We start from the raw sequence: 23,354 nt of genomic DNA, 5'->3' as shown, positions 1-23,354 counted from the left end.
CGAAGCAGGCAGTCCGACGCTGAAAATACTTACTGCGCATAGAGAAGCTTAAGGATCTCATCGTTCCCCACGCGCTCGGCGACATCTCGAGGCCCCAGCCCATTAACAAGCCGTGATTGGCTTAAGTCAAAGCCGGCGTTTAGCAACGCAAGGACGATATCGATATCACCCAAAACAATGGCCTGTATTAGTGGGTCCAGCCCATCGTTATTATGGGCATTCACATCGGCGCCAGCCTCAATCAAGAGCTCCACCATGTCGAGTCTTTCACACGCTGCCGCCGCTAAAAGAGCTGTCGCACCATTGCTATCTCGCCAATCCGGGTCAACGCCTGAATTTAACAGAACGTTAACAACCTCTACCTGGCCTGCGATAACCGCTCCACTAAAGATGTCAGGGTCTAAGCTCCGCCAATTTTCCTCCGACACCCAGGCATCAACCGCGCCGACCCTTCCCAACACCGCAGCGTAATAAATGATGCTCTTCCCTTCATAAGCATCTGTCCCATCAGACACTTCCAGCATTCCATGCACTTTCTCCGGCACAGCACCGGCCAGCAAATGGCAAGGATTCGACGACGCTCCCGCAGAAGAAAGAGCCAGGGCTAACGAGAGAAAGCCAAATACAGTAGTAAAGAAACGCATCATCATTCGCCACTAGCGTTATCGGCTAATTGCCGGGGGCAGAAGGACACCCCGCCCCCCGACCGGGGCTTAGAACGCCCCGACCATGTTGATGAAGAATCCTTGGTGATCGTAATCGAGATTGGTTAGATCGTCCGAGAACTCGGCGAAGTTGTAGCCGGCGCCGAGCCGGAAGTTGTCGCCGAAGTGTCGGTACACGGCTACCAAGGCGCCGCTGCGGCTGTCCCCCGCGTCCGGTAGATCGAGCAGGCGCGCTTCCATCAGGCCGCTCCAGTGGCGGACGAAGCGCCAGTCGGCGCGGGCGATGTAAAGGTGCGCCCGGCTGGAGAAGAATTCCGGGTCGTCTCTATCCATGGCGAGCTGGCCGTGGCGATAGGCGTATTTGCCGCCCACCGACCAGCGCGGCGTCAGGTCGTAGAGAGCGTCCAGCGCCACGATGTGGCTCTTCTGCACGAACGAGGCGGTCGTTCCTCCGCCGGTTACCTGGCCCGATGAGGGCAGGTTGTAGAAGTACGTGTACTTGAACAGAGCGTTCAAGCGGTCGTGGTGCACGGGGCGGTAGGCGTAACCGGCCACGGCTTCGGTGTAGCGGCCGTCGTAAAACGCGCCTTGGGAGCTCTCGCTGTAGGCGTAATCGAACTTGCCGAGGAAGCGCCAGTCGGGGTTGAGCTGATACCTTAGCCGGTTTTTTAGGAGCCAACTGCTACGCTCGGACACGCTGAGGTCTTCGGACTCGAGTTTGTCTTCGCGGTACTCGACCGCGCTGGAGAGCTTGACTGTCTCGAAGCCGTAGCCGACGCGCACGCCCACCGCGCGCCGCTGGATCTCGGCACTGGTGTTGTTGTCTCGCAGCGTTCCGTAGTCGCCGCTGATGCCGAAGGTCCAGCGGTCGGCGGGGGCGAGATCCACGCCGGCGGAGTGGGTAAGCCCGGTGGGTACGTCGCCGTGCGTGTAGCGCTCCTCTACATACACGCTCGCGGTATCGGAGTAGTGCGTGCGGAAGCCTGAGGCTAGGTTGCCCCGGCGCGCGCGCAGACCGTTGTCGGTGCGCTCGTTTTCCAGCCCGTAGTTGGCGTAGAACGTCGTGCGGTCGGAGTAAAGGAACTCCGCCCCGAGCCGGCCGGCCTCGCCCAGATCGCCCGTGGAGGCTTCGGCGTTTAGGGTAAAGCGGTCCGTGAGCCGGTAGGCGCCGCCCCCGCCCACGCGGGCGTTGCTCTCGCGGTTGCCGGTGGTGTTTACCGTCTCTTGCACATAACCGAAGCTCATCCAACGCGCGCGCGTATCGTAGGTGGCGCGAACCACCGCGTCGGTACGGTTGCCTTCCCGCTGGGTTAAGGGCACCTCCGGCGATTTGTCTTTGCGGGAGTCGTACCGCATGCCGGTGCCTAGGGTCCAGTGGGCGTCGAGCGCGTAGTCGAGATTGACTTCGGCGGCGGCGGTATCGAGGCCGCCGCGCTGCACGGTGTGGTCCGTCTTGACCGTGGTGCTCAGGTTGTCCGTGAGCGGCATGACGAGGCTGCCGCCGTATTTGTCGGTGTCCTTGTCGGTAATCAGCCCCGGCGCCGAGTAGCCTGCGCCCACGTGCTGGTGGTACAAGGTCGCCCGGCCCTGGGTGCCGGGATGCAGATCGGACAAGGCCAGGCTTGCGTCGACACGGTAGGCGTTGGCGCGCTCGCCCGGCTCCACTAAGCCCTGACTGCCGCCGAAACTGAAGCCGCCGTCTACCGAGTGCAGGGTATCGATACCCGCGCCTTCGCTGCGCGAGCCTTCCAGTTTCAGCCAGGTCTGCGCATTTCTGCGCACGATGACGTCGACCCCGCCGAGTTGGCTGGTTTCGTCGCTGTCGCTGTCGCGGTTGGCGGTCATGCCCAGCCGCAGGTGATCGCCGAACCAGTAATGCACGCGCCCCCCGCTGGACAGGGTGTCCAACTCTTCGAAGCCCGGCGTGTACTCGTAGCGAGCGACGAGGTAAGCCTCGTTGCCCGCCCCGGCCCCGGTGTCGATCAGCAGGTCGTCCTCGGCGGTGCCGGACAGCGGCCGGGCGAGCACGATCCGGCCTTGCAGGTAGTCGATGCTGTAGTCCAGCCCCGGTACTAGGTTTTTAACCGCGACGACCAGGCCGGAATCCCTGTCGCGAACTTCTACCCGGACACGCTCCGAGCCCATGAGGATGTCTTGATGCCGCAGGTAGTATAGGGAGCCACCGGTGCCGCGGAATTCGTCGCGGCTGGCAGCGGTGCCCGGCTGCGCCGCGAAGCCGTCGACCATGAAGCGCTGTTCGCCGAAGCTGGTGGTGTCGGCGGAGCGTAGGTGAACGTTGGCGCCGTAGAGGCCGCGGTCGACGTGGGCCAGGCTGTTGTCCACGTAGGCGACCTTGAAGTTACCCCATAGGCCGTAGTTATCCCCTTGCTGCAACTTTAGGTAGAACTTGCCCAGCGTCGGCGCGCCCTCTTCTACCGTGCTGTCGTCGCCGTAGCTGGGGTAGTGGTAATCCGGATCGATGCGCCGAAACAAGGCGTCCGGCGACTTGTCCATGAAGTTGCTGAACAAATCCTCGACGGGCCCCTCAAGGGTGTCGGCGCTGGCGGTAAGCTGCCAGTCGTTGCCGAATTTGCCGCGTACGTATCCGGCGAGCCGGCCATGGGTGGACAGGCCGCTGTCGTAGATGTCCTTCTGAGAGACTAACCCAGCCGGCCCGCTGGTGTCGGAATGGGACACGGTCAGGTCGGCGATGCCGACATAGAACCAATCGCTGCGTTTGAGTTCCAGATCGCGCAGGAAGAGCTCGCCGCTGCCATAGGCATCGAGAACGGCGACCTCCACGGTATGTAGGCCGGCAGGCAGAATCTTTTCGGCGATGAAGTCGTGCTCCGCGCCTACCGGCACCGGCTCGCCGGCGACCCAGACGGTGTGATCCGGCGGGATATCCGAGCCGTGCACTGTGATCGTGCCGCCGGTAAGGGGGATATTCTGTAACGCTAAGCGGTTCTCGCCGTAGCCGACCCGCAACTCGCGCTGAGCATCCCGCGCCCGCGTTTCCTCGGAGAGGCTGTCGATCACCCACAGGGCCTGCGGCGCGGTTTCGTCGAAGCGCCCTGCTTCGTCATACACTCGCAGCACGTACTTGAGCTCGCGCCGGGGGGCCGGGCTGGCCTCGAAATGCGGCAGCCATTCGCCGCGGCCGGCATCGCCGAGGGGTACGACGGCAAGCGGCTCGTCGCGGGTCGAGCGCTCGGCGTCGAATATCCGCACCTCCGAGCGTGCGATAAAGGCCGGGTAGTTGCTGTACGCCTCGAAGCGGACCAAATTGTCCGGAAATTCGGTTTCCGGGTCGTCTTGGTACCGCAGGGTGTTGGGCCAGGCGGTAACGTTCAGGCGCGGCTTGAGCGCAAGGCTATCGAACTTGAAACGGATATCGGCCTGGTCGAAGGCTACGTCGGTGCAACGCTGCACGTCCTGCATGCTTTTGTTCGGGTCGTCGAGGGGCTGGCCGTCGACGGTGATGCGCATGAGGTTCAGCGCGAACGGGTCGACCGGCGTCACTTCGCGCCGGACGGGGGTAATGTCGAGCGCATCGAGGTCGTTTAGGGGCACCGCCTCATCGTAGACAACCTGCACCTCGACGCGCGACGTGTCGGACTCGATGAAACCGGCGTTGACCACGTCGGGCGACTGCACGTAACCGCGCCCTTCGTGCTCGACCTCGCGATCGCTCAGCGCCAGCCCTTCTTTCACCAGCTCGGAGACCCGCAGCGCCCGCGCGGTGGACAGGCCGATGTCGTCCCCGTACGCCATGGCGGTACGCCGGTCCAGGGGCCTGTTGGCGGTGTAACCGATAAGCCGCACCCGCACGTTCTCTCGGTCGCCGATCTCCGCCATGACCTCGCCCAGACGTTGCAAATACGCCGGCGTGACCACCGGCCGGCCGCCTTGGAAGGGGATGGCCTCCAGCGGCCCCGAGGGTGGATCGTAAACCCGCGTTACGGTTTCCTCGTTCCCCGGTTGCGGGCACAGTTGCGGGCCGTCCGGCAGCTCCTGCAGCGGATCGTCGTACCAAAACTCCACTTCGATGCGGCGGTTCATCGCGCGCCCCGACGCCGTTTCGTTCGAGGCCACGGGCCGGGCACTGCCTAAGCCGTCGCTCTCGACGCTGTGGCTGGGCAACAGCAGGGCTTCCTGCACGGTCAGGGCAACGCGCCGTGCCTGCGCGCGGGATAGCGCCAGGTGATCGCCGTAGATGCGCAGATCGCGGCCTTCCAGCGGACTGTTATCGGCGTAGCCGACAAAGCGGACGACAACGTTTCGCCTGCCCTGCCTTACCTGCAAGTCGTCCAGGGTCTGCAGAATCTGCTGCCGAAAACTCTCCGGGACCGAGACGGCATCCTCGCCGTAGTGGAGCGGCGGAACCAGGTTCTTGACGCGGGCACGCTGGGAATGTTCTTCCTTGTAGCGCAGCAAGCACACGGTCTCCGCCCGACATACCTGGACCCGGTGCAACTCCCGAGGCACCACCACCGGCTCCGCCGCCAGCTGCTCCTCCATCTCGTCGTACCACACCTCGACCTCGACCCGGCGGTTCATCGACCGGCCGGCTTCGGTGGCGTTACTGGCGAGCGGTTCTAGCTCGCCCCGCCCTTCGAAGGAGACGGCCTCCGGCGGCAGATCCAGCGCCGCGAGGAAAAACTCCGCCGCCGCCCCGGCCCGCTCGCGCGACAGGCCCAGGTTGTCGCGGTGCACCGCCTCCAGCGAGGCGGATAGGGGTACGACGTCGGAGTGCCCGACGAAGTGCAGACGAACGTTGTCGCGGTCCTTTATTTCGGCAAGCACATCGCGCAGCTGTTCGACATAGGCCGGCGGAATCTCTACGTCGCCGGAGCCGAACGGGATCGGCGGCACCACGTTCCGCAGTTTCACGGTGCGGGCCAGTATCTCCACCACCTCCCGCTGCTCGATACGATCGCTCCAGTCTTCCTCATAAACGGCCTCGTCCTGGACCCACTGACGGTAGGCGCCGTCGTGCGGAAGCTGACGCTCAACCGCCTCCCCCAGTTGCCTTGCCTCCCGAACCGTCCCGGCGTTGGCCGGGGCCGGCTCGAAAGCCGGCTCGCCGGCCACCGCTGCGACGGGCAGTAGAAGCAATGCCGAGGCCAGTATGAAACGTGTGTATTTAGCCATTCTTGTTGTCTTTTTTCCGAGCGTTATGCCGGTCGCCGGCACTTCCCTGCGATAACGGTGCATCATCTTCTCCCCCGCCTTTGCGGAGGCTCGCCGCGGCGCCAGAAGACCTCCGTCTCGATCGTCAGCTCCAGGCAGCACTCTTGCTCTTCCCAGCGCCGGGTCACTTCGCGCCGAATCGCATTGATCCGCCTGCGCACCAGCGCGGGGTCTTCGATCTCGGCGAGGTAGTTAATGCGCAGGATCGACGGCGACTTGCCCAGCTCCTCCAGCAACAAGTCGAGGCGCGACTCCCACTGCTGGCGTATTTCGGTGGAGCCGGGCTCGAAGACCTCTTCGGCAACGCTCAGGCCGATCACGCGGTGGAGCGTCGCGCCGAAGTTAAAGCGGATCATCTTGCCTCGGGTTGCCCTCAGCACCAGCGGATTCTCGGTGGTGACGCGGTAGCCGCTGGGCAGGCTGCGGTCGTCGAGTTTGAGGATGAAGTTGCTGCCTCGGTCTTCGTCGGGCACGGCGGCACAGGTGATGTGGAAGCGGCCGTGCTGATCGGTGGTGGCGATCAGTCCGCGCGCGCTAATGATCCTGACGCCGGCGATGCCCGGCTCATCGGGGTCCTGGCGGCCGTTCATGTTGGCATCGTCGAACACCTTGCCGATGATGTCGGTGCAGTCGAAGGTCGGATCGGGCACCACCCGCACGGAGGCGGTCGCCTCGTTGGATAAGGGCTCGCCGGTTTGCGCGTTGAAGGCCTGCGCCCGGTTAACGTAGGTCCCCTCGGACACGCCGGCGCCGACGATGGCCAACAACTCCAGCCGGTGCTCGCCGTCTATCGCCACATCCAGTCGATCCCAGGTCAACTGCCGGCCCTCCACGCTCGGCTCGGCCTCGTGTCCGTCCATGCGAGCCGAACCCTCCACGTACTTGAAGCCCGGCGGTAACGTGTCGACGATGCTCATTTGGTAGAGCTCCGCGTCCAGCGTGTTCCGCACGGTGATGACGTAGGGCACCAGATCGCCGCGCGAGACATTGACCAGCGCCGCCGTCTTGGTGATGGCGATGGCTTCGTCCAGCTCGGGATCGAGCGGGATGTGGTTATTAAAGAGCTGGCTTTGGCCCGGTATGTGGCCATCGCCAAGCCGCAGGTGCAGGTGATAGCGGGTGCCGATCGCGCCCGGCGCGATAGCCGTCGACGGCGCATACGCCGATGCCTCGGCCTCGCAGTGGTTGGGGGTGGCGGGCACCGCATCCTCCGCGCCGCCGGCGCAGGAGATGACCTCGAAGGCGTCCGTGTCGGCGTGGCTCTGCGGCGCAATGATACGCGAGGGGGCCGCGTCGTAGCCGCTTGCCGGTGCCGTCACCTTGATCAGGTATTCGCCGCCCACCGGGCAGGATGGGTCGCTAAAGTTCAAGTCGAACTTATAGTGACCGAAAATGCCGGTTACCTGATCCTGCTGCGCCGGATCGTCGAAGCAGCGCTCGGGCAGTGCCGTGCCGGACGAAGCCCGAACCAGCGTCAGCACCGCACCGGCAATAGGCGTGCGACGCACCGCGTCGTACACCACGCCGTTGGGCTCGATGGGCAGGCTCAGGTTCTGTAGGTTGGCGCCGGAGCCGGCGACAATCTCGCCGATCCGCTGCGGGCCGTTGTCGAACGGCGAATGGCCATACCCGAGCCGCGCGGTGTCCGGGCCGGCGCCGGGGGCGACGAAGTGCAGCTCGTAGCGGTCGTCGGTGCCCTCGTTCGGCGTTAGGCCGCGGAACAGGTAGGCCCCGACCTCGTCGGTCTGGGTCGCGCCGATGCGCTGGCCGTTTCTATGCAGCTCCACCGTCCAGTCGGCGAACAGGCGCTCGGCGTCGTCGATCTCCCGGTTGAAGTTGACATCGTGCCAAACCAGGCCGTTCAGCATCGCCGTGCCCGGAAGGCCGCCGACATCGATGTAGACGGTGTCGGTAACGGTCTGCTGCGGATTGTTCCAGCTCGCCTCGGCGGTGTTGGCGATGCGGGTGCCGATGGGCAGCTCGGCATCGATTAACGCGCGGAAGCGCAGCTCGGTACTGACACCGGGCGGCAAATCGCCATAAACGGCGGCGTAATCGGCACGCAGAATGCCGCCATCGTAGGTTACGCCGGCGGTCGCGCCGTCCAGCGTTGCGCTGTCGGCCACATACTCGATCAGCTCGCCCAGCGGGGGCCGCAGGTCGTCGCTGATTTGCACGTCGACGGCCGGCAGGCTGCCGATGTTGGTGACCGTGATCAGGTACTCCAGGGTCTTGCCGGCTTCGGCCTCGCCGCCGCCGACCACTAGCACCTGCTTGTCGATGGTCAGTTGTTGGCTCTCGCCGACCACCACCACCGTGGGCTGATGGCCGTTGGAGGGGTCGCCGTCGGCGTCGGTGGGCTCGGTGGGCAGCTCGTTGCTGACGACCGAACCCTGGTTGCTGATGAGGGTGCCGGCCGGTACGCCGTCATCGACTCGTACGTCGAAGGTCACCAGCGCGTAATCGCCGGGCGAGAGAATGCCGCTGCCGGCCGCCTGATCGCGCGAATGCACCGGAATGCCGCCGATCAAGGGCGAGACGCCGCCGTCCGGCTGCCCCACCGCTTGGCCGTTGAGCCGCAGCGAATCGGCCACGTAGGTCGTGTGCTCCGGCACATCGTCGATGAGCCGCACCTCGGTGGCGGGAATGGCGCCGAAGTTGTCGATGCGGATGGTGTAGCGCAGCGTGTCGCCCGGATCGACAATACCGGGCGAGCCCAGATCGACTTCGATGGCGACCGTCTTGTGCGCGCCGATCAGCGGCAGATTGCCGACGATATCGCGGGTAGGATCGTCCGGCGTCGGCGTCCGCGGATCGTTGGACGGTTGCTCGGGCGTCGCGCCGTCCGTGCCCTCGCCGACGACGAAGCCCTGGTTGGAGATGATCGTGCCGTCGAGCACGTCGTCGTCGACCCGCACCTCGAAGGTCACTGTCGCTACATTATCGGCGCCGGCCTCGGGGTCGGCGCGCAGCACGCCCGGCGTAGTGTCTTCCGGTGCGTTGATCAACAAGCCGTTTTCCAGCGCCGAGACCCCTTGCGCCGGATCGGCCACCCGCTCGCCGTTGAGCCGGGTGCTGTCGGGGACATAGCGGGTGAACTCGGGAATCGGGTCGCGTAGGACCACCTGGCGGGCGTGCTCCGAGCCGATGTTGCGCACGGTTAAGGTGTAGCGCAACACTTCGCCGGCCATCAGCACGTTCGGGTCCCCGCTCATGATTTGAGACACCTTCTCAACCTCGAAGGCGGGGGCCGATTCGATCAGGGTGCTCGTCTCGTTGCTGTCCACCGCGCCCATATTGGGCGCCGATAGCCGCGCCTGATTGAGGACGAGGGTGCCGCTCTGGATCACCGGCGCAAGCGTTGCCTCGAACACCAAGGTCAGGGTGTCGCCGGCCTCGCCCTGCGGGCTCAGCGCGAGGTCGCGGATGTCCAGCAGGCCGGTGCCGTTCTCGCCGCCGGCAGGGTCGCTGTGGCTACTATCGGCACCGGAGGGCACGTCGATCAGCACCAGGCTGTCGGGCGCGAAGTAGGTGCTGAGGTGATCGACCACCTGCGCATCCGGCACCTCGAAGTCGCTGTCGTTGCGGATCACCAGGGTGTAACGCAGCGTGTCGCCGGGTTCGGCATCGCTGCCCGGATCTTGGCCGGTGGTGGCATTGACCACCGATTTCTCCACCGCCACCACCGGGGCGCGGGCCAGCACGGTGTGTGCGTCCTGCTCGTCGGTCATGTCGTCCGGGGTGCCGTCGGTGAGGTTGCCGATGTAGGCGCGGGCAGGGCCGGTCGGATCGGCACCGAACCACTCGGTGGCACCGGCAACGCTGGTCAGCAGGTTACCGTCGGCAACCGTCGGGTCCAGCTCCGCCTGGTAGGTAACGATCAAACGCTGCTCGGGCTGAATAACGGCCGTGGCCGACTCCAGCGTCAGGCGCAGCAGACAGTCCGGCTCGCCGGCGTAGTCGACGCGGTAGTCGGTATCCGGCTCCAGCGCGGCCACTGTGGTGCCGTCCGCCGCCTCGATGTGCGCAACGAAATCGGCAGGCGCGGCTTCGCACATGCCTTCCGGCAACAGGCCGGTGACCGTCACGCCCCAGGCCGGGCCGCTGCCGGTATTCTCGACAGCGATGGTGAAGCCGTCCGCTGTGCCCACCCGCATGATGTCCGGCCCGGTTTTCAGAAGGCGCAGGGTGTCGGGGCCGACGATTGTCATCTCCGCCGTGGTGCCCTCGTGCGCGGGGTTTTCGACCCGGCTGCTCTCGTCGCCCTTGACTGCGTTGTAGCTATAGTCGGCGGTGTTGCGGAAGCGTAACCCGCTCACGTTGGTGGCGCTGTCGTCCAGCACCACTTCCAGCTCGATCACCACCTGCTCGCCGGCCGGGATGTCGATGCCGTTGGCCGGATCGGCGATGATCACGCCGGTGGCATCGCCGGTGTTCTCCGGCGTCCAGTCCGCCGAGCCGGATACTTTGGTCACAGCGACAAAACTCAGATCCGCCGCCGAGGCGGTGAGATCGTCCTGAATGCGCACATCGTACAACGCGGTATTAACCGGCTCCGCCGGCACCGTGATGCGGTAGCGGAACGGCTCGCCGATGGCGGCGGTCGGCTGCGTGTTGGCTTTTTGCAGCGCCGACGGCGTTAAGGTGTTCAAGGTGGCACTCGCGGTATCGCTCGGGCCGTAGCGCTCGCGCTGCTCCACCGCGCCGCCGGGCGGCACCGCGTTGCTGTCGAACGAGTAGTAGTGCACCACCCTGGCGCTGTTGGTCAGGGTCTGCCCTGCGCCCAGCCCGGCATCGGCCGTGACCTGATAAACCACCCGCAGCGCCTGCCCCACCGGGATGGTGTAAGCGTCGGCCACGCCGCTGTCGAAGTCCCAGATCGCGGTGCCGGAGTCGGCATCGTAGGCCGGCTCAAGGAGCGGGAGGGTCGCGACGGTCGTCCCGTCGGTGCTATCCACCAGGCTGATGCCGGTGGTGGTCACGCCGCCTTGCCGCAGGCCCGCCGGCAGCACATCTTCCAGCACGGTGTCGTAAGCCGGGGCGGCGCCGGTGTTGCGGATGTCGACGGTGTAGGTAACCACCTCGCCGGCCTCGACCACCGTACCGCCGCCCGCCGGCAACGCGCTCTTGCTCACCGCCAGTCGCGGCTGCACGAGGTTAACCGTTGCCTCGTCGCGCAGTTCGACAGGGCCGGTAGCCGTGCTGTATTGCAGATCGGCGCTGTTGGTCAGCGGCAGGCTGTCCTCCCAAGGATGGACCTCGTTCAGCACCCGCGCGCGGTAGACGATGACCAGGTAGTTATCGTCGGCGCTACCGCCGCCGGGGTTGACGACGGTACCCAGATCGAAGCTGACCGTGGTCGGCCCCGCCGCCGGATCGCCGCTGATCTCGGGGCTTACGGTCGCCGGCTCGCCAAAACGATCGACGCTGACGACGGCATCGAAAATCAGCCCACGCGGCAAGGTGTCGGTGATCTGCACCGCCTCGTGCGTGCCTTCCTGCAAGCCCAGGCGCAGCTCGTAATCGACGAAGTCGCCGACCCGCACGTCGGCATCGGCGCTACCGAAGGTATCGTCCAACCGCGTCTTGCGTAGGGTGGTGAGATCCTCAACGACCACCGTCGCGGTGACCGGGCCGGCGTAGTAGTCGTTCCATTCCGGCACGCCGCTACCATCGCGCTGATGTTCGCTGGGGCCGTCCAGGCCCGTCCACTGGACGCTGACGCTATTAGCCAGCGTCTGGTTGGGCTGCACATTGTCCAGCACCCGTACGTCGTAGACGACCTCTACCGTGCTGCCTTCGGCCACGTTAATGGCCGCGGTGCCGTCGGCCAGGGTCCAGGTAAGACTTTGTTCGGCGGTCAGCCCGTCGCCGTCGATAGTGGGGTCGCCGATGGTGTTGCCGCCGTCCACGGTGGCACTGCCGGGCACGTAGGCCAGGCCGAGGCTGAGGCTGTCGAACAGGCTGACATCGAAGGCATCCGAGTAGTCGTCGCCCGCCGCCCCGCCGGCCGCCGTCAAGCTGACCGTGTAGCGCAGGATGTCGCCGGCCACCGGCGCATCGCCCGGCTGGCTAAGGTTGGCCACGTCCTTGGCCACACTCAGCTCCGGCTCGACGATGCGGACCGGCTCGGCGCTGGCTTCGCCGCCGAATAGCTGATCGCCGCCCGCCGTGTAGCGGAAATGGTAGTGGGCGGTATTGTTAATGAAATCGCCGCCGTTAACCTGCTCGTCGTTGACGACACGGGCGACAAGGCGCACCACCGCTTGTTGGTGGGCCGGCAGCTGGGCGACGCCCAGTCGAACCTCGCCCGGCTCGGTGGGGTCGAGCTCGATCAGGTCGATGTCGTTGCCGCTGACCTCGGTCACCGACACCAGTTCCAGGCGCGGGTCAAGCACATCGCTGATGACCAGGTCGTGGAGAATGGCGTTGACCGGCGCTCCGGGCACGCTGATCTCATACTCGACCAGCTCGCCTATAGTCGCATCCTCGGCCGATAAGCGGGCTTTGGCCGGGGCGCCCGGGTCGTCGACCATGTTCTGCATGACGAAGCTCGCCGGGCCCAGTGGTCCATAACGCTGGCCGCTAGCGGCCGGCAACGACCAGTACTCGTCCAGGGTCGCGCTATTGGCCCAACTGCTGTTGGCCGGGATGTCCAGGTGGAACCCGATGTCGTAATCGATGGTCAGGCACTGACCGGGGAGCACCGGCACCTCAAGCAGGAACGCCATGCTGCCGCCCCGCTCTGTCGGCGCTGTGTAGACGTAGTCGGCGGCGTCCAGTGCAACGCCGTCCAACGCCACTACCGGCGCACTAAGGGTCGCGATATCCAGCTCCGGCGGCAACTCATCGGTGACGGCGACGCTGTAGGCCGGCGCCAGCCCGTCGGCGTTACAGGCCTCCAACCGGAACAGCATGGGGTCGCCGCCGATGTTAACGGTGGCGGGACTGGTCAGGCCGCTGCGCTCGGTTTTGCTGATGGCACTGAGCAACGGTTGCAGCAGCGTGATTTGGGCGCTATCGCGCAGGCGCTCCTCGGGGGGCGCCGGCTCGCCGTCGGCTTGGGTGTAATGGAGCGACGCGGTGTTATCCAGCGCCAGCGACGGCTCATGAGCAATGCCGGCATCTTCCATCACCCGGGCGCGGTAGAGAATCTCGAAGGTCGCCTCGGAGTCGCTGGCGATGGTGCCGAGATCCCAGACCAGGGTGCCCGTCTCGCCCTCGGCGGGCACTTGCGCGGCGGTGATCGGCGCATGCGAGAACGGCGAACCCGGTGGCGGCGTGTAATCGGGCGAGGTGTCGCCGTTGATGCTGACAACCGCTTCGAACGCCATGCCTGGCGGCAGCACGTCCTCGACGCGCACATCGCGCGTGGCCACGCCCGGCAGGTTTAACGCCAGTCGATAAACCACTGTATCGCCAACCCGCAGGATGGCGTCGTCGGCGCTGCTACCATCGGTGGCGTAGCTGTCCTCGACGAAGAATTTCTCAAGCCCGGTGGTATCGACCACGTTGAGGGCAACGGAGTCGCTAACGCAGTATTCGTTCGGCGCGCTGACGTTGGGGCAACCTTCGCCGTGGCGCTCGTAAACGCTCTCGCCCTGCAGCGAAGTCCAGTCCACCCAGACGGTGTTGCTCAGATTGCCGCTGGCTTCGTTGACCCGCGCGCTATAACTGAGCACCAAGGTGGCACCGGCCGGAATCGCCAACGACTCGTCGCCGTTGTCGCGCCCCCACACTTTGTAGCCGTCGGCGTTGGTGGCCGGCGTCGGGTTGAAGTCGGCCACCGGTGCGCCGTCGATGACGGCGCTGGGCTCGCCCAGCAGTTCCAGCTCGGGCGGCAGGGAATCGACGATGTTCACGTCCCAGGCGGTGGAGTCGCCGTTATTGGGGATGGTGACGCGGTACTCGATGACATCGCCGCCGTGCACCGGTCCGCCGATCGGCTCGCCGTCCAGGCTGGCTTCCTTGGTCACCGCCAAGAGCGGCTCGACCACGGTTGCGGGCGCCGTGTCGGCCGTGAGCGTTTCCAGCTCGGCGGTTTCGCCGTTGCGGTAAGTCAGCGTGGCCGTGTTGCGCACGCTCTCCCCACGCTCGGTGTCGAGATCGTTATTGACCCTGGCGTAGTAGGTGATGACTATCCTCGGCTCGATGGCACCCGGCGTCGGTATGTCGTTCTCGGCCTCGGTAACCACTTCGCCGATGTCCCAGACAATAGTGTCCGAGGCGTCGTGCACGGCAGTGGTATCGAGGAAGGCCGCCTCGGAGGGCGTTTGGCCGTTGATGTGCGCGATGCCCTCGAAGCTATAGCTCACATCGAAATCGGCATTTCGGGTAAGGAAGTAGCTGACGCTGCCGCTGTTCAGCTCGTCCTGCACCCGCACCTCGCGGTTAGTGCCTTCCGGCAGGCGGATTTCTAGCGTGAAACGCTTGTGCGCACCGATAGTGGGAACGACGTCCGGCGTGCCGTCCGTCTTTGCCAGTGCTAATGGCGGTACCGAAACCGAAGCATCGGCGGCGCTGGTTTCATAGTTGTTCAGCGGGTCGCCGGCGTTGGGCAGCGCGCCGATACGCATGCCGGTGCTGCTGCCGTCGGCGCCGATCTGGCCGCCGCTGTTAAGCGCGGTTGCCTGATCCGGCAATGAGGTCCAATCCGCTTCTAGCGCGCTGTCCAGAACCTCCAGGGGCTGCACGGCGAGATCGACTTCGAGCTGGTAGCTGAAGGTGTAGGTCGCCCCTGGCGGTAGCGGGTTGTCGCTGTTCCAGACGAACAGCGGGTATTTGTCACCGCCACTCAGATCGACAATGTCCGGCGCTTCGTTGGGGGCGTTGCCGCTGACGCTGCCGGCGATGAAGGTCATGTTGCGGTCCTGGAGATCGTCCAGGACGCGCAGGTTGTAGGCGTTGGCGTCGCCCGTATTGGTGGCCGTGACGGTCACCGTCAGCACGTCGGCGGCATCGGCATGGCCCGCCGGCGCGACCGTCTTGGTCAGCTCGACCGCAGGCTCGGCCACCACAGCATCCACCTGGCCATAGTCTAAGGCGTACGCAACATTGTTCTCGTCGATATAGAACAGCGTGGCGTCGGTAGCGGGGTGGCCATTACTGAGGATGTGGCCGACCCGATTGCCGTCGCTGTTATCCACGCGGGCGATGAACGTCACCGGGAAGCGGAACAGATTAGCGCCGCCCGGCCGCTCGGTTAACACCACATCGCCGAAGTCCCAGCGCACGGCATCGCTGTTACACTCGGGCGTGACCGGCGGCACCGCGCCGCCGCCCGGTCGCCGGAAACCGGCCGCGTTATACGGTGGCTGGCTTAAGTCCACCACCGGCGCTTCGGTACAGCTCAAGCCTGCCGGCAGTGTGTCCTCGATGCGGAAATCCCGCAGATGAGCAACCGGCAAATCGGCCTCCAGGCGATACTCGATCTCCTCGCCGATCACCGCCGGCTGCGTTTCCGTAGCCTCTAACGGCGTGTTGGACAGCCGCGTGATCATCTTGGGGAACGTCTGCAACGGCAGGATTTCCAGCACCGCGGCAGCCGGCTCGCTCTGGTAAACGCGAGCGCCGCCGATATCGCCGTTGGGCCGCGGGTCCACCGTCTGGTTGCCGCTGGGCCGCTCGTCGCCGCCTTCCAGGGTGTCGTAGCTAACGGTAACCGTGTTGGTCAACTGCTGCATGGGCGCGGCACGCTCGTCGGGGTCGACCCGGTAGTAGAGTCTGACCTCTTCGCCCGGATCCAAGCGCCGCAGGGCAGAGCTATGCGTGTAGGAGAACGTGATCACGGCGGGAATACCGTTGAGCACCACGTTGTCGCTAATCGTGCCCTCGCTGGTGTCGGCGCCGTCGATCAGGCCGTCGCCGTCGTTGTCCAGGCCATCCTCCTCCAGCGGTATGACATACAGGAGGTCGCTGGAGTCCAGGGTGCTGGTAACGATCAGATCGTAAGCCGGCGCGCTCTGCAAGCCGTTGACCTCGGCCCGATTGCGCGCCGTGATGCGATAAATGTACGAATCGTAGGCGTCGCCCTCGGCGGTGTGCGTGGTCCAGTTCGCGCAGTCGGGGCCGACGCCGTACAAGGACTCGTTACAAACTTCCTTAACCACCTCCACGTGCGGTTCGGTAATGGTCAGGTCGACGCGGCGAATCGGCTCGTGAGGATAGCCGACGGTATCCGGCCCCAACGTGTACTGCTCGGCCTGACCGGTGTTGCGGTTAAAGAACGTGGCGTCGAAGGTGGAGTTAAGAACATTGCGGCTGATCGCACCGTGCTCGTTGGGCGCATCGCTAGCATTGAGCGCCTTGTTGAGCACACGGGTGGTGAAGCCGACGCGGAACCATTCGTCCGCACGTTCGATACGCTCGGCCTCGGAGGTGTTGAAACGCCAGTCGAACCAACCCTCGTCGATGGGCTGCAAGCCCGCAGGGTTGAGGCTCACGCCGCTGATCAGATCGGTCGAGGCGACGTAAGGATCGGTGCTGGAGACGTAGGCTTGGCCGTCGGGGTTCTCGTCCACCACGCGGATGTTCTGTACCGCGATGTAGGCGTAACCCGGCGTCTCGAAACCGAACCAGCCGCCGGTTTCGATCTGGTAGCTACATTCTTCGCCGATCTCGACCCGCTCTACCGGCCGGCCGTCGATCGTATCGATAATGGGCGGATTGTTCTCGCTGCACACGCCCTCCTGGTTTTTCACCAGGTTAAAGCCGATCACGCGCGCCCAGACGGAATCCAACGTGTAGTTGTTGGCGCGGTCCAGTTCGCCGTCGGCGCGCTGGATGGGCGCGGGAAACCATAACGGCGTGCCGTCGCTGAGGGTAATCTCGCCCACCACGTCGCGCGGAAAGTCAGGTCGTCCAGCAACAGCCGCGCCGGGTCGTCGGTCTTGATGACCTGGAAGTTGTAGTCCACCGTTTGCCCGGGCGCGATCACATCGGGGGACGTACACTCGTAGACCGTGGCCGTATCGGGAATCGGGATGGCCGCGGCGGGGTCGGCATCGGTTAGCCAGACCCGCCACGGCAGCGGCTGCGGCGGCGAGCCGGACAGCGAGCGCCGCGAGCATCCCGACGGTGCGCTTACCACCTCCATGGTGGCGCCGAAGGTCACGAATACACGGAAGTCGCGCGCGTCGTGGCCGCCGTTATTAGTCACCCGCACCGGCAGCCGCAGTTGCTGATTCGGGTCGTTGGTAAGGATGAAGGTCTGGCCGTCGATGGCGATATCCAGATCTTCCGGAAACGCGGGTATCGGCGCGCCGTTGGGGTTCCCCCTGCCGTTGCCGGTCAGGGTGAAACTCTGCGCCCCTTGCGCCGAGCAGAAGGTTTCGAAGCGCACGTGTAAGGTGTTGCTCAACCGGTCCTGGTACGGCGGATCGGTGTACTGCGCGGCGGCGGTGTGCGCCTCGGGCGTTATGTCCAGGTTGGCCACGCGGTCGTAGAAATCGGACTCGATCAACACCACGCGGAAAGTAACGGTCAACTCGTCGCCGTGGCGCATCATATCCCGCTGGTCGGGATACAACGGGTGCACCGTGCTACTGGAGAACTTGAACTCCGGGGCGGTGTTGCCCAGCGGCACCGTCGGGTCGGTGGTGGTGAGCGGGAATGTGCCCGGTACCGGATTGAGCCAGGTAATGCGGTCCACCATGCCGGGGTAACTGCCAAACCGCGGCGCCATGGAGATAGTGGGCTCGAAGGTCGGGTCCACCACGTACTCGGGCGGCAACACATCGCGCAGGTGGTACGCAAACGCGTCGCTGAAACGGACGCTGCCGCCGCTGACATTGGTGATCCGCACGGTCATGGTGCCCTTGGTACCCACCGGCTGACTGGTGTTGGTGCCGGTGAGCTGGCGCTCGACCCGCAGGGCGGAGTGATCGTCCATATAACGCGTGAATAACCGCGCCGTATCGCCCGGCACGATGCCGGTGGAGGTAGCGGAAATGCCGCCGGCCGGCGGCTGCGCGTCGCAACCCCACTGCACGTTGCTGACGGTGTTGGTTCGGCTGGTGACGCAGGAGGCATTGGCGGTGAGCTTGCCGACCAGATAGACCGAAGCGGAGGTGCCGGCGGCTACATCCACTTCATAGATCGAGCCCCAAGGATAGGTTCGGATGCCGCCCTGCCCGAACGGGCTCTCGACAACGAAATTGTTGATCGAGTTGCTGGCGGACACGCAGGGCGACCCGCCGGGCCGCACGCCGTTGTTGGCCGCCACCGCATTGGCGGCGGCAGCACTGGGGCAAGCATAGCCGATGTTCATATTGCCGCTCTGCATCAGGTCGTCGAAACGAAGATCCTGCAGATCGGCCAAACCGTGGTTGCTGATACGGACACGCCAGACGACGTTGTCGTTACTGTTGCCGTACACCGGATTGCTAGCGCTGCCTTGGCGCTGCCCGGCGTCATAGTTCCAGCCGGTTTTGGTCACATCCGGCACAGGTTCGCGCAGCGGTATAGTATCCAGCCCGGTGGTCTCCGTACCCGAGCCGCAACTGTATTGGTTACCGCCGGAGGTATAGCGGGTATCGTACTCAAGCGTCGCCCGAGCGCGCCGATTGTTCGGCGAAATCAGAGCCTCGGGTGTCTCGACCCGGCGCACGGCAAAGGTAATCTCCAGCGTCGCCGAGCGAAAGCCCGACTCAGGCGCCAGTTCCGGCAGATTGCCGAAGGTCAGCGTCGAGGAGCCGCTGACGGTGATGCCGGTCTGCGACGGGCCGCCGTTGATGCGATAGCTAATCGGGTTCGGCGCCGTGGGCTCGTACACCAACCCCGAGAGCTGTTCCGTCACCCGCATATTGGTCATCGTTGCCCAGCGGAAGGGATTGTTGATCCGAATGGTGACATAGCCGTAGCCGCACAGCTCGCAGTAACTCTCGCTCAAGTCATGCACGATGAACGGCGTGTTCTGCTGACCACCTCTTATCGGACACTCGGCTGCGTTGGCACCGCCGGCCGGCAACAACACACCGACCATTACGAACAGGACACCAACCGCCGATGCCGCCCTGGCAACGCGGGCCATAAACTTCCATGCAATGCGCATCAACGGATACCGTAGCTAATTATATTTGTTCTCAATCACTTATGATTATCGACGAGGGGGCACGCTGCCCGGCGCCCAGCCCCTCACATCGAAACAACCCGCGTGAACCCATCGCCCCGCGTGTCCCCACACCACTTACCGCAGTTCGAAATCATGCCCTTGCCCTCGTTTTATCCGCGGGCATGCCGATGCATGCCCGCTTTTTTCTTGATTGCTCGTTAATTAGCCGGAAGGAAATCGATCGGATAGAGGATCGTGACACTGGGCACACCCTCCTTGGGACCGAAGTTGAACCGACGTACCCGGTCGACGATCTCCCTTTCCAGCTCCGGCGAATCCAGGTCGGTGGACTCGACCTGACACAGCGACACCGATCCGTCCGGCTCGATCGTGATCCGCAGGATCATCTTGCCGCGCAGCGTCGGATCGCGACGTAGCTCGCGGTTGTAGATGCGATACAGCGCCGCCTTGTACCGGTCGAAGACGATCTGGATCTCCTCGTCCGTACGCGACGGGCGCGGCCCATCGCTAAGCGGGCGATCCGTCTCCCCGGCACTGGCGCCGATCGCACTCTCGACCCGCGCGAACTCCACGTCCACATCCTGCACGCCGGCAGTACTCACGTTGCGGCTGATGCTGTCGGTGGCGATGCCGCGGCTACCGCCTTGGGTTTGGGCCGACACCACGGCGCGTTGTGCTTGCTGCCCGGAGGCCCGTTGCCCGGCGTCGTCAACCCGGGCATTGGCTCCCAGATTGGCCTGCGGCGCGGACTCTCTCAGCTCGGAGAAGGTTTCCCGGAACGCTAGCAGCCCGGCCGTCTCCGCCGTCTCGCGCGCGGTCTGCCTCTCGGCCACCGTCGGCGCTTCCCGAACCGGTGCTTCCTCCGCCACGGGGGTGTCCTCGGGCTCGGTTTCGGGCGTGGGTTCGGGCTTAGGTTGCTCCGGCCGCTCCACAGGCGGGGGCGGCTCCTGCTGCACCAAGCGCGCGAGCCGTTCGGGGATCTCCACCACCTCAGTGGATGGCGTAGATAAGGTCCATAGAGACATCAACGAGGTCAGGCTGAAGGTAAACAGGAGGGCGATCGCCAGCGCTTTGCGTAGCCGTTTCTCGTCCTCGCCCCGTTTCGTCCAAGGCATCACCACGGGCCGATACGGCGGCGGCACGTAATCGCGCTCGACCACGTACTCTTCCAGGCGCTCTTCTTCCTCCGCCTGCAACTCCAGCAGCTCGTCGGTAAGCAGGGCGACTCCGTCTAGCTCCCGTTCGATCCGCGTGCGCAGCTCATCCCGCTTTGCCTGCAACGTGGCCGTTTCCTGCTCGAAAGCGGCTATGTCCCGACGCAACGCGCTCAGGCGAGCGGTCGTCTCGGCATCCGGATGCGCGCCCCAGAAGAGATGGCCTGCGCCGGCCTCCTCGAGCCGATCCAGGGACGCGCAAACATCGCTCAGCAACGAATATTCGCGGCGCCGCGCTTCGCGCTCGGTCAGAGCGTCGTCGACTTCACGACAGCTCGCCTCCAGGGCATCGATCCGCTGACGAGCGTCTGCGATGTGCGCCTGGACTTCCCGCTGATCGTCAGGAATTCCCGTCTCAGACATCATCAACCCTGATGTGCCGTCTGGGTCACTGCGAGGGATATCCTCGTATAACCGGCGTTTGTGCATGTTTCCATCAGCTTCCTGAGAACCTTGAAAGGAATCGCCCTGTCGGCAAGGATCGTGACTTCCTTGCTCTCAGCGACCGTCTGCGTGTTAACCCCGATGACGCTCTCCTGCAGCCTTTGCAGGCGCTCCTGCATGTACGGGATATCGCTATCCGGGGATTCGAGAATGTCTGCCAACGAGGCCACGCGCTCGCCCTGCACCATGACCTCCTCCCCGCTGACCAGGATCACCACCGTCTGCCGAGGCTTGGTTTCCACAATCGACTCCGGCAGCACGATTTCCCGGGGCGACTCCAGAATCTCGGTGGTCGACTGGTTAACCAGGAGGAAAAACACCAAGATCGTGAACACGTCCATCAGCGCGGTCAGATTCAGGGGGCTCTTATACTTTTTTGCCCGCCCCATTCTCCTCATGCGGCGTTCGTTGCTCATGGCGCTTCTCCCAAGGAAAGCTGCGGGAACAGCGATATGATCTCCCGCTCCTCGCCATCTTCCCCCACCACTTCGGCCACCTTCACGGTGTCCATCACGTGGATAAGGTCTTCGTAGGGAACATCCGGCTCGACCAGAATGGTGGCGTCCTCCTTGTCCGCGTACCTGCTTTTCATCCCCTGCAAGTATTCCGACAGGCGTGCCAGATCGTGCGAGCCATTCTGCTTCGGAAAGGAGGTGACGACGCGTCTACCGTCGCCGATCTCAAGGCCGGCGTCGCGAATAATCACTTCTATGGTTACCACCGGCTGGTCGGGCTGATTGCCGCCCGCAGCACCTTCGGGAATGGTCAATTCCTGAATGGTTATCCGCGAGAAAATAGCCGTGACCAGCAGGAACGGAATGAGCACCACCATCAAATTGAGAAAGGTGGTCACCTCCAGCTCCGGCGTTTCTTTCAAGCGCCTATGACGGCGTAGACGTGCCTTGGACATGGTAGATCACAACTCTCAGGCGGCCGGCTTAAGGGATTCGTGCTGACGTTTCGCGTGACGGGAAATCACGTTCAGCGTCTTCACCGAGGCCATCTCCAGGCTGTCGACGATCTCGCCGGTACGGGCCACCAAATAGGCGTGCAAAATCAACAACGGGATAGCTACCATCAAACCGAACGCGGTCGTATTCATGGCCACCGAAATACTCGCGGAGAGCAAATCCGCCTTTTCCGCGGGATTGGCGCTAGCCACCGCGCTAAAGGCGGCGATCAACCCGAGAATGGTGCCGAGCAGACCAAGCAGAGTGGCGACGTTGGCGAACAACGCGATGTAAGCGGTGCGCTTCTCAAGCTGCGGAATGATCTCCATCATTCCTTCCTCCATCGCGATCTCGATGTCTTCCCGGCGCCGCACCGTGCCCTCACGCTCCAGCCCCAGGCTCAGCAACTGGCTCACGGTGGACGAATCGGAGGCCGTCATCTCCCGTGCGGTGTCGAAATCGGCATCCACCAATACCGGATGCAGCTTGTCCCACATCTTCTGGTTGGCGCGCCTGACCCGCATCAGCTTGATTAGCCGCTCCGCACCAACGGCCGAGGCGATCGCACCGACAAACAAAATCGGATACATGAACGGACCGCCGTCGCGAATAAAGCCAACCAATAAATCAATGAGTTGCATGACCAAAAACCCCTCTCAAACCTTCAAGGATTGCTCAGTTCGTAAAATCTCAGCTCGCGCATAAACACCTCCCTGTCTACCGGAACGAGCGAATCGTCTAATAGACTCGACGCGAACTCCGGCTCGTAACCGACGCTCGATGCCTTCCAGGGCACGATAATCAGCGACGTCGGCGCTTCGTTATTGCCGATAATCGACATACCGGAAATCGTCTTCGCCTCGTCCCCGGCCTCCGCCAACGCAAGCATTGGCAGCAAGACAGACGCCAGCACAACGGCTCTCACAAGACTCATCCGCACCTCCTAATCTCCCAATCTCATCCTTAGATCGGCTATCCACAGGGCGACATCGTCGTCATCCGGCACGGCTGCGTGGTAGATGTCGTAGTGCTCCAACGCGCAGTTGAGATCGCCGATAAATAAGTCGCACAAAATGCCTAGATTCCTCCGCGCCGGCAGAAACTCCGGATACGCCTCCAAAACGCGCTCGTAGGCTTCCCTGGCCTCCTGAAAACGGCCACCCTGGCGCAAAACCATGGCGTATTCGCTGTTCGCCACCGGATGCTTAGGGTTAATCGCGAGCGCCTTTTTAAGATGCGATTCGGCTTTATCCAGCTCTTGCAGATTCCGATAGGCCATCGCCAAGTTGATGTGCGGCGCGGTGCTCTTTCCGGCCTCCGGGTGCTCGGCCAACGCCGTCAGGATCTCGATGCCCTTGTCGTATTCCTCGGCCTGCAGATGGGTAAGCGCGCGCGCGAAATCGCGCTGCTGCTCCGCGCCGGGCGTGACCGCCTCGCGCACGAGGTAAGTCTCGGCCGCTGTCGAAGCCTCCGTCGTCTCCGCCGGCTGTTTCACGGCACAGCCCGCCAGCAGCGCCGCCAGCACGGCCATGCCGAAAAGCGGGCTAAGCCCCCTCCCCGCCCGCTGCGAGCTTCCCTGTCGGTTTGGAACAATCGCTTGCCGCATGTCCTACTCGCCTCCTTCGGAGTCGCTATCGTGCTGCTCGCTTTGCTGCTCGCTTTGCTGCTCGCTTTGCTGCTCGCTTTGCTGCTCGCTTTGCTGCTCGCTTTGCTGGCTCGATACCGTCGGCGATACCCGTTCCCAACGCTTTAGCAGCGGCTTCCTTCGTCGCAAAACGCTTTGCTAAATAGCGGCCTGATCCGCCTTTCTCGCGCC

Annotated in this window: 11 protein-coding genes; all 11 read right to left on the bottom strand. The window is 64.1% G+C overall.

Annotated features, from left to right (window positions below; all coding sequences use genetic code 11):
* Positions 1 to 29: 29 nt before the first annotated feature.
* The 11 genes from CAI21_RS17355 to CAI21_RS17310 all read right to left on the bottom strand — a co-directional run bounded on the left by CAI21_RS17355 (position 30) and on the right by CAI21_RS17310 (position 23,312).
* Entirely contained in the window at positions 30 to 650 is a 621-nt protein-coding gene (locus tag CAI21_RS17355; RefSeq protein ID WP_116303448.1) for an ankyrin repeat domain-containing protein, read from the bottom strand.
* Between the two features lie 63 nt (positions 651 to 713).
* Positions 714 to 5,819 carry an OmpA family protein gene (locus tag CAI21_RS17350; RefSeq protein WP_116303501.1) on the bottom strand — a complete coding sequence of 1,702 codons (5,106 nt, stop codon included), beginning with the start codon at positions 5,817 to 5,819 and terminating at the stop codon, positions 714 to 716.
* Between the two features lie 62 nt (positions 5,820 to 5,881).
* Positions 5,882 to 16,684: an isopeptide-forming domain-containing fimbrial protein gene (locus CAI21_RS17345; protein ID WP_258868987.1), complete on the bottom strand. Its 10,803-nt coding sequence runs from the start codon at positions 16,682 to 16,684 to the stop codon at positions 5,882 to 5,884.
* Positions 16,573 to 18,909: a hypothetical protein gene (locus tag CAI21_RS25185; protein WP_258868198.1), complete on the bottom strand. Its 2,337-nt coding sequence runs from the start codon at positions 18,907 to 18,909 to the stop codon at positions 16,573 to 16,575. The genes CAI21_RS17345 and CAI21_RS25185 overlap by 112 nt, the downstream gene beginning before the upstream one ends.
* A gap of 218 nt (positions 18,910 to 19,127) precedes the next feature.
* Complete coding sequence (locus tag CAI21_RS17340) at positions 19,128 to 20,507, bottom strand: AgmX/PglI C-terminal domain-containing protein (protein WP_181919496.1); 1,380 nt, start codon at positions 20,505 to 20,507, stop codon at positions 19,128 to 19,130.
* A 2-nt stretch (positions 20,508 to 20,509) separates the two neighbouring features.
* On the bottom strand, positions 20,510 to 21,004 hold the full coding sequence (locus CAI21_RS17335; RefSeq protein WP_220348666.1) for an ExbD/TolR family protein: 495 nt from the start codon (positions 21,002 to 21,004) through the stop codon (positions 20,510 to 20,512).
* A complete protein-coding gene (locus tag CAI21_RS17330) occupies positions 21,001 to 21,498 on the bottom strand; it encodes an ExbD/TolR family protein (RefSeq protein WP_116303445.1) in 498 nt (165 codons plus the stop codon). The genes CAI21_RS17335 and CAI21_RS17330 overlap by 4 nt, the downstream gene beginning before the upstream one ends.
* A gap of 15 nt (positions 21,499 to 21,513) precedes the next feature.
* A complete protein-coding gene (locus CAI21_RS17325) occupies positions 21,514 to 22,179 on the bottom strand; it encodes a MotA/TolQ/ExbB proton channel family protein (protein ID WP_181919495.1) in 666 nt (221 codons plus the stop codon).
* Positions 22,180 to 22,202: 23 nt separating this feature from the next.
* Entirely contained in the window at positions 22,203 to 22,472 is a 270-nt protein-coding gene (locus CAI21_RS17320) for a hypothetical protein (protein WP_116303444.1), read from the bottom strand.
* A gap of 9 nt (positions 22,473 to 22,481) precedes the next feature.
* Positions 22,482 to 23,144: a tetratricopeptide repeat protein gene (locus CAI21_RS17315; protein WP_116303443.1), complete on the bottom strand. Its 663-nt coding sequence runs from the start codon at positions 23,142 to 23,144 to the stop codon at positions 22,482 to 22,484.
* 3 nt (positions 23,145 to 23,147) lie between these two features.
* Positions 23,148 to 23,312 carry a hypothetical protein gene (locus CAI21_RS17310; protein ID WP_309544967.1) on the bottom strand — a complete coding sequence of 55 codons (165 nt, stop codon included), beginning with the start codon at positions 23,310 to 23,312 and terminating at the stop codon, positions 23,148 to 23,150.
* Positions 23,313 to 23,354 lie beyond the last annotated feature (42 nt).

It is taken from the genome of Alkalilimnicola ehrlichii, from assembly GCF_003399765.1.
Classification (GTDB): Bacteria; Pseudomonadota; Gammaproteobacteria; order Nitrococcales; family AK92; genus AK92.
The sequence above is the reverse complement of the archived record's forward strand: the minus strand, read 5'-3'. Positions and strand labels throughout refer to the sequence as shown.